This is a genomic window from Modestobacter sp. VKM Ac-2982, assembly GCF_026967935.1.
Classification (GTDB): Bacteria; Actinomycetota; Actinomycetes; order Mycobacteriales; family Geodermatophilaceae; genus Modestobacter.
This window is the reverse complement of sequence record NZ_JAPVBL010000003.1, coordinates 295,565-306,309: the sequence shown is the minus strand read 5'-3', so window position 1 is coordinate 306,309 and position 10,745 is coordinate 295,565. Positions and strand designations below refer to the sequence as shown.

Genomic DNA, 10,745 nt, shown 5'->3' with positions numbered 1-10,745 from the left:
CGCAGCCGACTCCTGCCCATCGGCCACGGTGGGTTGTTCTCCACCGTGCTCCGGGATCACCGGTCCATGCACGTCCCGGGCACTTCTCAACGCGATCGTCATGTTCGCCACGCAGCCGCCCGGACGGGGCGGGGCGCCCGAACCGGGCCGTACGGTCGCTCGGGTGACCGCTGCGCAGGAGCTGCTGACCGAACGGGTCCAGGGCGTGCTCGACGTCCCGCTGCACGCCTGGCTCGGCCTGCGGCTGGCCGACCCGGCCGACCCCGCGGCCGGCCTGGTGCTCCCGGTCGGGCCCCCGGCCCTGAACAACGGCGGGGTGCTGCACGGCGGGCTGGTGGCGGCCCTGCTGGACGTCGCCGCCTACGTCCACCTGCTCCCCCACCTCGGCCCCGGCGAGAACGCGGTGACCCACGACGCGACGAGTTCGCTGCTGCGCGCGGTGCAGCCGGGCGCAGAGGTGCGACTGACCGGCACGCTGCTGCGGCTGGGCCGGTCGGTGGCGTTCCTCCGTGCCGAGGCGAGCGTCGACGGGGTGCTGGTCGCTGCCGGCCAGGTGACCAAGACGGTGCTGCGCCCCCGCTGAGCCCGGCCGCACCGGCAGCCGGACGACGTCCATGCTGGTGTTCCGGGCGGTCCTCGCGGCATGGTGGACGCCACGTCGACGCCGACGGACGCGCACCGACCAGGCCCCGCCCCTGCCACCGCCGGCTCCACGCCCGTGACGACGACCGGAGAGACCCGCCGATGACCCGCACGCTCGCCGCCACCCCTGGGTTCGCCGCCCGGCTCAAGGAGGCGACCCAGGCCGACCACACCGCGGCGGAGGGCTCGGGCTTCGTCACCGCGCTCCTCGCCGGTGAGCTTCCCCGCACCGCCTACGCCGATCTCCTCGGCCAGACCCACGCCGTCTACGCCGTGCTGGAGGAGGCGGCCGAGGCCCAGGCCGACTCCCCCGAGGTGCGCCCGTTCCTGCACCCGGGGCTGGTCCGGCTGCCCGCGCTGGAGGCGGACCTGACCTTCCTGCTGGGGCCGCAGTGGCGGCGCGAGCTGACGATCCTGCCGGCCACCGAGCGGTACGTGGCCCGGTTGCGGGAGGTGGCCTTCGACTGGCCGGCGGGGCTGGTGGCCCACCACTACCTGCGCTACCTCGGCGACCTGTCCGGCGGGCAGATCATCCGCCGACTGGTCGGCCGCACCTTCGGCCTGGAGCGGGACGGGCTGCGGTTCTACGTGTTCGACCAGATCCCCAAGCCCAAGCCGTTCAAGGACGCCTACCGGGCCGCGCTCGACGCCGCACCGTGGAGTGCGGCGGAGCAGGACCGGGTGATCGCCGAGGTGTCGCTGGCCTTCCGGCTCAACGCCGACGTCTTCGCCGACCTCGGCGTGCGGCACGGCGGGGCCACCCCGGCCTGAACCACCCCCAGAACACACTGCGGCCCCGCACTCCGAGGAGTGCGGGGCCGTGGTGCTGTCTCAACCAGACGTGCGCCCGAAGGGACTCGAACCCCTAACCTTCTGATCCGTAGTCAGATGCTCTATCCGTTGAGCTACGGGCGCGTGGTGCGTGTTCAGTTGTCGCGCGGAGGCTCCGGGATTTGAACCCGGGATGGGGATTAACCCAAACCGCATTAGCAGTGCGGCGCCATAGACCGGACTAGGCGAAGCCTCCCGGGGACCGGGTTGCCCCGGAACCACCGAGGGGAAAGGTTACCAGCGCGTGTGGGCGGCTCCCAACCGGGGTCGGGAGCCGCCGTCGATCAGGCCGGGACGACGTCCCGCTGGGGGACGACCGGCAGGCCAGGACGACGCCCGGGCACGAGCGTCACCGCCACGGCCAGCGCCGCGGCACCGGTGGCCATCAGCAGCGAACCGGCCACGCCGGCCGAGCTCTCGATCAGCGCACCCCCGACCGCCGCTCCGATCGCCGACGCCCCGAACGTCACGGTCGACAGCCAGGTGAACGCCTCGGTGACCGCCGACGCGGGCGCGATCGACCCGACGAGCGAGCTCTGCACGGTGAGGGTCGGCGCGATCGCCGTCCCACCCAGGAAGAGCAGGGCGCCCAGCACCCACGGGTCGGAGATGGCCGCCAGCGGCGCGAGGCCGATCGTCACGCCCAGCAGGCACCAGCGGTACTGGCGGGGCAGCGAGGCGCTGACCACGCGGGCGCCGAACCAGAGGCCACCCCCGGCCGAGCCCAGCGCCCAGACGGCGAGCAGCAGGCCGGACATGCCGGGCGAGCCGGCGTCGTCGGCGAACGCCGGCACCGCCACCTCGAGCCCACCGACGCCGAACATCAGTGCGGTGCCGCTCAGCAGGATGCGTGGCATGCCCGGCGCGGTCACTGTCGACAGCAGTCGGCGACGCTCCGCGACCACCGGCCGCCAGGCGCGCATCGGCGCACTCGTCGCGACCCCCAGCGCGCCGAGGACGCCCAGCACACCGGCCACGCCGAGGGCCACCGCCGGCCGGGTCAGGAACGTCAGCGCCGCGACCAGCGTGGGGCCGGCGACGAACACCAGCTCGGTGGCGGTCGCGTCCAGCGCGTAGGCCGTGGGGCGGACCCGGGCGTCGACCCGCGACCAGAGCGCCCGGACCGTGCCCGAGACGAGCGGGGTGCTGGCACCGACGGCGGCCGCGGCCGCGAACACCCAGGGCAGCGATGCGCCACCCAGGACGGCGGCGGCCATGAGCGCCAGCAGCAGCGGGTAGGCCGCCGACTGGGCGAACAGCACGTGGCGGGGGCTGCGCCGGTCGGCCAGCCTGCCCAGTACCGGGGCCATCACCGCGGTGGCGACGCCGTAGGTGGCGGAGACCCCTCCGGCGATCGCATAGGAGCCGGTCTGCTCCTGCACCATGAGCAGCAGCGCGAGCGGCACCATGGAGGAGGGCAGTCGTCCGGCGAACCCGGCGAGCAGGAGCACCGGGGCAGACGGCAGCCGCCACACGGCGAGGTACGAACGCATGACTGAGCTCACTTCGAGACGTACGAGAAGGGAATCTGTAGGTGGTCAGATGCTGTTGACCCCCTACAGGTGCCGAAGGTTACGGACCAACGAGTAGGGAGTCAAATGGACTACGACACCTACGGGTCGAACGCCGTCGAGCTGGCCATCGACCTGGCCAACGCCGACCGTGACGACCCGGACTGGGTGCAGGTGTTCCTCGACGCCCACCACGAGTGGTTCACCACCGGGACGGCGCTGGAGCTGGGGCCCACCGAGGCCACCGCGGTCGTGCAGACGTCGTCACTGGTGCGCGACGTCGCCGAGGCCGACAGCGAACCGGAGGTGATGGCGCGGCTGAACGCCCTGCTGGCGCTGGCCTCGCCCAAGCCCTACGCCACCGACCACGACGGCGAGCTGCACCTGCACTACGCCCGCCCCGACGCCGGCGTGGTCGAGCAGCTGACCACGACCGTGGCGATGGGCCTGTCCCAGGTCGTGGTGCAGCACGGCTGGCAGCGCCTGGGCGCCTGCTCGGCCGAGGGCTGTGGTCACGTCTACGTCGACACCTCGCGCAACGCCAGCCGGCGGTACTGCTCGAACACCTGCGCGAGCCGCTCCACGGTCGCCGCGTACCGCGCCCGCCAGCGCAGCTGAGGGCCGACGCCGGGTGCTCCATCCCCGCCACTGGGACGCGACGCTGTTCGAGCACATCGGCCGGCTGCCGACGACGCCGGCCGACCGGTGGCTGCGCCGACTGTCGGTCACGGCAGACCACGGCAAGCTCTGGGCGCTGATCGGCGCCGTCCTCGCGCTGCAACCGGGCAAGCTGCGCCGGGCCGCGCTGCGCGGGCTGGGGTCGATGGCGGTGTCCAGCGTGCTGGTGAACGCCGTCGTCAAGCGGGTGTTCCGCCGGGTCCGGCCGGAGCTGGCGACCGTGCAGGTCGAACGGACCCTGCGGCGGGCACCGCACACGTCGTCCTTCCCCAGCGGGCACTCGGCATCCGCGGCGGCCTTCACCACGGGGGTCGCGCTGGAGAGCCCGGTGACCGGGGCGTTGATCGCGCCTTTGGCGCTCGGAGTGGGGTGGTCCCGGGTGCACGTGGGCGTGCACTACCCGGGGGACGTGGTCGCCGGGATGGCATTCGGCTGGGGGGTCGCGCTGGCCAGTCAGCGCTGGGGGCGCACGCGCCGGGAACAGCCGGTCAGCACGTAGCCGGCGCCCACGGTCGTGGCCGGGCCGCCTCCACCGGGCAGCACAGCCGGCCGACCACATGCTGCACCTGCTGGTGCTTGTGCTCTGGCTGCACTGGTGCACCACAGCACAAGCGTCCACAGTTCGACCGTTTGGGCGACGCGGCGAGCCGCTGACCTGCGTACTCTCCTCACGACCTCAGTCGGGTGGAGCAGGGAGGACGGCGCATGCGGCCGGTTCGGGCAGCTGTGGCAGCGGCCGTGGCGATCGCCGTGCTCGGCGCCTGCTCACGAGGGGAAGCGGCGAACGAGACCCTGCCCGATGCTTCGTCATCTGTAACCGCGGCGCATCCCATAGAACTAGGGCCCGCCGACCTTCCACTTCCCGCCGTCGCTCAAGAGCGAACCGCAGAAGGGTTCAGCGCCTTCGCCGAGTACTACATCAGCCTCATCAATCGGCTGCAGAACGACCTCGACTCGACACACCTTCGCCAATTCAGCCGGAATTGCGATACTTGTGACCGACTGGCTGCCGACGCAGACTCGGATAGTCTTGCGGGATACCGGTACGACGGTGGTGAGCTTACAATCGCAGCCATCGCGCCAGTCGCTCTAACTGACGAACAGGCAGAGATTGCCTTCACTATCGATCAGGCCGCCTATTCTGTGATCGACGCGTCAGGCCGCCCAGTCGAAGGTCTGTCGGCTGCGCAGATGACCGGCCTACCAGCGGGAATGATTGGTGTGTGGACGGGTGACCACTGGGTCGTAACCAATCTGTCGTTCGGATGATTCGCCGAGCGGCATGGCTACTGGGCTTTGTCTTCACCAGCTTGATCGTGACGAGCGCGGCGCCGGCCGAAGCTGCCACGCAAGAATGCAGGTTCTCCTGCGCCCCCGATCCCGAAGCCGAGTTTGGTGACGGCGTCATCAATGCTGCATATTTCGAGGTGCAAACAGAAATCGGGTACGCCTCGAGCACCACCCCCGCTCCGCCTGTATATCGGTGGCGATTGCGCACCACATGCCAGATGACGGACGGTCAAGTTGGTGGGTGCGATCCTGGCGCCACTAGCTGCGATTCGCCGCCTGGCCGATTGGTCAGTTACTACATCGTCCAACGTCAGCGACTCGCGCAGGCAAACGGTGAACCAGTAGATGGGGCTACTCCACCACCGGGGCAAGAGGTCGGCACCCCCTACGGAGCCTGGGACACCGAGTTCGCTGGTTGCGTTGATGTCACGGATCTGAATCCGCCGCCGTCGCCGGCGGAGGTCTTCCGCTACTTCGAGACCCTCCCGCTCCCCCAGCTGACCACCCGCCAGCAGCCACCGGGTGAGGCGCTGGTCGGCCTGCCGGTCATCTTCTTCACCGACAGCCCGACGACCCAGACGTTCACGGTCGACATCCGCGGGTTCGACGTGCTGATCACCGCCAACGCGGTCAGCTACACCTGGCGCACCGACGACGGGACGACCCTGACCACCACCGACCCCGGCGCCGCGTACCCCGACCAGACGATCACCCACGAGTACTCCTCGGGCACCTACACCGCCTCCCTCACCACCACCTGGGGCGCGACCTACTCGGTCGACGGTGGGGTCAGCGCCGACGTCCCCGGGACCACGACCACCGACGGCGCACCGACCACCTTCACCGTCCGGCAGGCCCGCTCGGTGCTCACCAGCCCGTACGACTGACGACCGCCCCGGCGCAACCGTCAGGTCCGCCGGGGTCGCCAGGCCGAGGTCGCAGCCAGGAGCAGCAGCGCGGCCACCGCCTCCCCGCCCTCCTCCAGACAGGTCGCCACCGCCAGGGCCACCGGAGAGCCCGACGCCCACCTGACCAGCGCGGTCACCTGGTCCAGCCCCAACACCGCGACCGCGCAACCCGTCAACGCCAGGGTCACCGGGGTCGCGCCGCGCACCGCCCAGCGCCGTCCGGCCCGCCACAGCAGCGGCAGGCCGACCGCCGACAGCAGCACGCCCACGACCAACGTGGTGTACCTGCCGCCGCTCTGCTCCGCCGCCGAGGAGGCGCTGGCCGCCTTCGCCGTCCCGAGAACGACGCCGACGCCCAGCACTGCCGCCCACCACCACCGCGCCCGCCCCGTCGACCCGGCAACGGCGAGCGCGGCCGTCAAACCGACCGCGAGGAACGCCGCGGCCGTGAACAGCCGGGGCAGCGCCCCCGGAGCGTCCAGCGCGAAGAACCGGGACCACCCGGCGGCCGGGCACCGGTCGACCGCACAGCGCACCTCGACCAGCAGCCCGACGGCGAACAGCAGCACCCCGACCGCCGCCGGCGCCAGCACCCAGCGGGCCGGGCGAGGGGGTGCGTGCAGCGGTGACGGACCCGCTCCCGACACCTCTCCCGTCACAGCGCCATCCTCCCGACCCACCCGTCTCACCCGGGCGACCGACAGGCGTCGCCCGTGCGCGATCCCCCAACGACGATCACCCAGCTTGGTCAGGTTCTGCCGTGCGAACACCGCCCTGACCACGGCCTGCGCCCAGTACGAAGTACCTGTGATCGTCGCTGTCGTCGCCCTGTCGTGGGCCGCCCTGTCCGGAGTCGTCGCACTCGTCATCGGCGGGTGCGTCCGCATGGCCGATGACCGTGCCCCGTTCACCGACCACCTGGTGGGCCTGCCCGCCGACCTGACGGTCGCCGACGTCCTGGGCCCGCGCAGCCCGCTGCCCAGCCACTGACCCCGGTCCCCTCGACGAGGGGCCTGCTCGTCCGGCGGTGATCGCCACTTCTCACTACGGTTCCGATGCAGCGGTTGCCCAGGCCTCGGCCAGGGCACCGCACCGCTGACGTCACCGATGGGAAGAGGTCACAGATGTTGGTCCGCCGGATCGCCCGGCCGATGCTCGCCGCCACGTTCATCTACGGGGGGATCAACACCCTCCGGAACCCGCAGTCGCGCGTGCCCGGTGCAGCACCGATCGTCGAACAGATCACCGAGATCGCTGACAAGCAGCTCCCCGTCGAGGTCCCTCGCGACGTCGAGCAGTGGGTCAAGATCAACGCCGGCGTGCACGTGGGCGCCGGCACGCTGCTGGCCCTCGGCCGGTTCCCGCGCTTCTCCGCCCTGGCGCTGGCCACCTCGCTGGTGCCCACCACGCTGGCCGGCCACCGCTTCTGGGAGCACGAGGACCCGAAGGAGCGCTTCGGGCAGACCAGCAACTTCGTCAAGAACGTCGGCATCCTGGGCGGCCTGCTCATCGCCGCCGTCGACACCGAGGGCAAGCCGTCGGTGGGCTGGCGCGCGAAGCGCTCCGCCGGTGTCGCCGCCGCTGCGGCCGAGGCCAGCTACACGAAGGCCTCGAAGCGGGCCGCCAAGGCACAGAAGCGCGCGACCAAGCAGGCGAAGAAGCTCACCCACTGAGCTGACCGCATGAGCACGGCACTGACACCCGCGGGCGCGCTCCGGAGGATCGCCTTCCTCCTGGAACGCGCCCGCGAGCCGTCGTACCGGGTGCAGGCCTTCCGGACGGCGGCCACCGTCGTCGCCGCCCTGGACGACGCGGAGCTCGACCGCCGGGTCGCGACGAAGACGCTCACCGACCTCAAGGGCATCGGCGACAAGACCGCGGCGGTCGTCGTCGAGGCGCACCGGGGCGAGCTGCCGGCCTACCTGGCCAAGCTCGAGGCGGCCCACGCCGAGCTGACCCCGCTGGCCGACGACGCCGCCGCGCTGCGGGCCGCCCTCAAGGGCGACCTGCACGCCCACTCCGACTGGTCCGACGGCGGCAGCCCCATCCGGGACATGGCCGAGGCGGCGATCGGCATCGGCCACGAGTACCTCGCCCTCACCGACCACTCCCCGCGGCTCACCGTCGCCAACGGGCTCACCCCCGAGCGGCTGGAGCAACAGCTGGACGTGGTCGCCGCGCTCAACGAGGAGCTGGCGCCCTTCCGCATCCTCACCGGCATCGAGTGCGACATCCTCGTCGACGGCTCCCTGGACCAGACCGACGAACTGCTGGGCCGGCTGGACGTCGTCGTCGCGAGCGTGCACTCCGAGCTGCGCGCACCCCGCGCCCAGATGACCGAGCGGATGCTGGCCGCGGTCGCAAACCCGCACACCGACGTCCTCGGGCACGTCACCGGGCGGCTGGTCATCGGCCGCAAGCAACGCAACGGCACCCAGCGTCCCCGGCCGGAGAGCGAGTTCGACGCCGACGCCGTCTTCCGCGCCTGCGTCGAGCACGGGACGGCGGTGGAGATCAACTCCCGGCCCGAGCGCCTCGACCCGCCCCGGCGGCTGCTCAGCCGGGCCGTGGAGCTGGGCTGCGACTTCGCCATCGACACCGACGCGCACGCCCCCGGCCAGCTGGACTGGCAGGACGCCGGTTGTGCCCGGGCGGTGGAGTGCGGCGTACCGGCCGACCGGGTGATCAACACCGGCTCAGCGGAGGAGCTGCTGGCCCGCACGCACGGCTGAGCGCGGCGGCAGCCGCCACATCGAGCCCAGCAGCACGTCCAGCGCCGGGTCGAAGCGGTCGAGCCCGCCGCCGGGGTAGGGCGTGAGCTCGCCGAACCAGACCCGGCCGCCGACGTCGTAGAGGTCGACCCGGACGAAGTCGAACGGTGCGCCCAGCGCCTCGGCCACCTCGGTCAGCCGCGCCAGCGAGGCCGGCGGTGGGGTCACCGGCCCGGGGGCGACCGCCTCGTCGACGTCGACCGGCGTCCAGTCCGGGGTGTAGAGCCGCCGCCGGTGCTCGCCGAACCGGCCCGTGTCCACCTGGACCAGGCGCACCCGGCCGTCGAAGGCGAACAGCTTGTGGTCGGCCGGCGCCTCACCGGCCGAGCCGAGGAACTCCTCGACCAGCAGCAGCCGCCGCGCCCGGCGGTAGACCCACTCGCCGCGGTCCCGGTACAGCGGCTCGTCCAGCCACCCCGCGGTGACCCGGCGCAGCTGGTCGACGTCCGGGCGCCCGGTGCCCAGGTGCACCCGCATGGTGCCGTGGTTGGGCTTGAGCACCCAGCGGTCGGGCAGGTCCAGCTCGGCGAGGGCGGCGACGTCCACGCCCGCCCACAGCACCCCGGGCACGCTCAGGCCCGGGAGCGCCGCGGCGGCGAACTGCCTCATCGCCAGCTTGTCGCCCAGCTGCCCGATGAGCGGCCGCCGGTCGTGCACCACCCGCCAGTTCACCTTCTCGGTGAACGTCTGCGGCGGGCGGGCCGGGCGGCGTCCGTGCGCCTGCCGGTACAGGACGGCGCGCTTGGCCGGCAGCGGCAACCGGCGGACGACGGCCGGGGACACCCGCTGCACTCCCCACCCGGCTGTCACGACCGGGAGTCTGGTGCAGCGGCCGCTGGGCGGGACTCCTAGGGTCGAGCGGTGACCACGTCTGGGGCCCCACGCTGAGCTCGATGCCCTTCCCCGATCTGACCACCGGCGTCGGTTTCGTCGCCAAGGACCCCTGGCACCCGGCCATCCGGCGGGAGCACATGATCGCCACCGAGCTGGCCCGTCGCGGTGCACCGATCCGGTTCGTCCAGGCGCCGGCCGACTGGCGACGGGTGCGCAGCGACCCCGGCAACTGGTGGCGGCACCTGCCGGCCGGCCGGTTCGCCGAGGTGGCTCCGGGGATCACCGTCTCCGAGCGTTCGACGGTGCTGCCCGGGTTGCGCGGGCCGGTGGCCGAACGGGTCGACGCTGCCCTGCTCGGCGGCTTCCTGCGCCGCTCCTCCTGGAGTCCGGCGCTGACGGTGTTCATGCTGCCCTGGGAGTGGCGGGCGGCCCGCTCGGTCGGCGGCCGGGTGGTGTTCGACTGCACCGACGACTGGGCCCGGCTGCTCCCCCAGGCCCGCGGCCTCCCCGAGCAGCTCCGCCGGATCGCCGACGAGGCCGACGAGGTGATCGTGGTGAACCAGGTGCTCGCCGACCTGTTCCCGGGCCGCACCCCGGTCGTCGTGCCCAACGGCACCGACGCGGCGCTGCTGGAGGCGCCCCGGTCGGTCGAGCGGCGGGCGCGGCACGCGGTCTACGTCGGGAGCGTCGCCGAGCGGTTCGACGTCGACCTGGTCCGTGCGGTGCTCACCCTGCTGCCGGAGTGGACGCTGACCGTCCACGGGCAGCTGGTCTTCCCGCTGCGCGCGAGCGCCGCGGCCGAGCGCTTCCTGGCGCTGGAGCAGGAGACCGGTGGCCGGTTCCGGTACGCCGGGCCGATCGCCCGCGCGGAGCTGCCCGCGGTGCTCGACGCCGCGGCCGTCGCCCTGCTCCCGGACGTGGCCGACCGGGCGCTGGGCCAGTCGTCGATGAAGACCTACGACTACTGCGCCCGGGGCGTCCCGGTGGTGGCGAGCGCCGGCCACCTGGAGCACTCCAGCGACGCACCGCCGCACAGCTACGTCGCCGACGGCGCGGCGGAGATGGCCGCGGCGATGGTGGCGGCCGCCGACGAGCCGGTGAGCTGGGCCGCCGATCGGGTCCAGTGGGCCGCCGAACGCACCTGGGACCGACGGACGGACGCCTGGCTGGACGCCGCGCTCGGCGACCGGCTGCCCGATGTGACGGGTGTGCACCCGTCATGAACTCGCAACAGACGCCGACCGTGTGTCGCCGTCCCCGCGCCAGGGCGGAGCCCTAGC

At 72.6% G+C, this 10,745-nt stretch carries 13 protein-coding genes and 2 tRNA genes; 10 read left to right on the top strand and 5 right to left on the bottom strand.

Features of this window, described 5'->3' with window-relative positions; all coding sequences use genetic code 11:
- The first annotated feature begins 163 nt into the window (after positions 1-163).
- Positions 164-583 (top strand): PaaI family thioesterase, encoded by a 420-nt coding sequence (locus O2W20_RS12090; protein ID WP_269172375.1) that lies wholly within the window; start codon positions 164-166, stop codon positions 581-583.
- 161 nt (positions 584-744) lie between these two features.
- Positions 745-1,413 carry a biliverdin-producing heme oxygenase gene (locus tag O2W20_RS12085; protein WP_269172376.1) on the top strand — a complete coding sequence of 223 codons (669 nt, stop codon included), beginning with the start codon at positions 745-747 and terminating at the stop codon, positions 1,411-1,413.
- A 71-nt stretch (positions 1,414-1,484) separates the two neighbouring features.
- Here O2W20_RS12085 and O2W20_RS12080 read toward each other — a convergent pair.
- From O2W20_RS12080 to O2W20_RS12070, 3 genes are all read right to left on the bottom strand, one after another.
- Positions 1,485-1,557, bottom strand: a tRNA-Arg gene (locus tag O2W20_RS12080).
- 23 nt (positions 1,558-1,580) lie between these two features.
- Positions 1,581-1,669 (bottom strand) — tRNA-Ser (locus O2W20_RS12075).
- 88 nt (positions 1,670-1,757) lie between these two features.
- Positions 1,758-2,966 carry an MFS transporter gene (locus O2W20_RS12070; RefSeq protein WP_269172377.1) on the bottom strand — a complete coding sequence of 403 codons (1,209 nt, stop codon included), beginning with the start codon at positions 2,964-2,966 and terminating at the stop codon, positions 1,758-1,760.
- A gap of 105 nt (positions 2,967-3,071) precedes the next feature.
- Between O2W20_RS12070 and O2W20_RS12065 the strand changes: the two genes are divergently transcribed.
- From O2W20_RS12065 to O2W20_RS12050, 4 genes are all read left to right on the top strand, one after another.
- Positions 3,072-3,602 (top strand): CGNR zinc finger domain-containing protein, encoded by a 531-nt coding sequence (locus O2W20_RS12065; protein WP_269172378.1) that lies wholly within the window; start codon positions 3,072-3,074, stop codon positions 3,600-3,602.
- Between the two features lie 13 nt (positions 3,603-3,615).
- Positions 3,616-4,161: a phosphatase PAP2 family protein gene (locus O2W20_RS12060; protein WP_269172379.1), complete on the top strand. Its 546-nt coding sequence runs from the start codon at positions 3,616-3,618 to the stop codon at positions 4,159-4,161.
- A gap of 239 nt (positions 4,162-4,400) precedes the next feature.
- Positions 4,401-4,931 carry a DUF6318 family protein gene (locus O2W20_RS12055; RefSeq protein ID WP_269172380.1) on the top strand — a complete coding sequence of 177 codons (531 nt, stop codon included), beginning with the start codon at positions 4,401-4,403 and terminating at the stop codon, positions 4,929-4,931.
- Positions 4,932-5,236: 305 nt separating this feature from the next.
- Positions 5,237-5,839, top strand: a complete 603-nt coding sequence (locus O2W20_RS12050) for a hypothetical protein (RefSeq protein WP_269172381.1) — start codon at positions 5,237-5,239, stop codon at positions 5,837-5,839.
- Positions 5,840-5,859: 20 nt separating this feature from the next.
- Here O2W20_RS12050 and O2W20_RS12045 read toward each other — a convergent pair whose 3' ends face one another.
- Entirely contained in the window at positions 5,860-6,519 is a 660-nt protein-coding gene (locus tag O2W20_RS12045; RefSeq protein ID WP_269172382.1) for a hypothetical protein, read from the bottom strand.
- Positions 6,520-6,667: 148 nt separating this feature from the next.
- On the opposite strand from O2W20_RS12045, the gene O2W20_RS12040 reads away from it, so the two are divergent.
- The 3 genes from O2W20_RS12040 to O2W20_RS12030 all read left to right on the top strand — a co-directional run bounded on the left by O2W20_RS12040 (position 6,668) and on the right by O2W20_RS12030 (position 8,592).
- Positions 6,668-6,850 (top strand): hypothetical protein, encoded by a 183-nt coding sequence (locus tag O2W20_RS12040; protein ID WP_269172383.1) that lies wholly within the window; start codon positions 6,668-6,670, stop codon positions 6,848-6,850.
- A 134-nt stretch (positions 6,851-6,984) separates the two neighbouring features.
- On the top strand, positions 6,985-7,533 hold the full coding sequence (locus tag O2W20_RS12035) for a DoxX family protein (RefSeq protein WP_269172384.1): 549 nt from the start codon (positions 6,985-6,987) through the stop codon (positions 7,531-7,533).
- Positions 7,534-7,542: 9 nt separating this feature from the next.
- Positions 7,543-8,592 carry a PHP domain-containing protein gene (locus O2W20_RS12030; RefSeq protein WP_269172385.1) on the top strand — a complete coding sequence of 350 codons (1,050 nt, stop codon included), beginning with the start codon at positions 7,543-7,545 and terminating at the stop codon, positions 8,590-8,592.
- Here O2W20_RS12030 and O2W20_RS12025 read toward each other — a convergent pair.
- The gene (locus tag O2W20_RS12025) at positions 8,557-9,441 is read right to left on the bottom strand and encodes an ATP-grasp fold amidoligase family protein (protein WP_269172386.1); all 885 of its coding nucleotides are present in this window, start codon (positions 9,439-9,441) and stop codon (positions 8,557-8,559) included. The genes O2W20_RS12030 and O2W20_RS12025 overlap by 36 nt on opposite strands.
- Before the next feature lie 83 nt (positions 9,442-9,524).
- Between O2W20_RS12025 and O2W20_RS12020 the strand changes: the two genes are divergently transcribed.
- On the top strand, positions 9,525-10,688 hold the full coding sequence (locus O2W20_RS12020; RefSeq protein WP_269172387.1) for a hypothetical protein: 1,164 nt from the start codon (positions 9,525-9,527) through the stop codon (positions 10,686-10,688).
- Positions 10,689-10,745 lie beyond the last annotated feature (57 nt).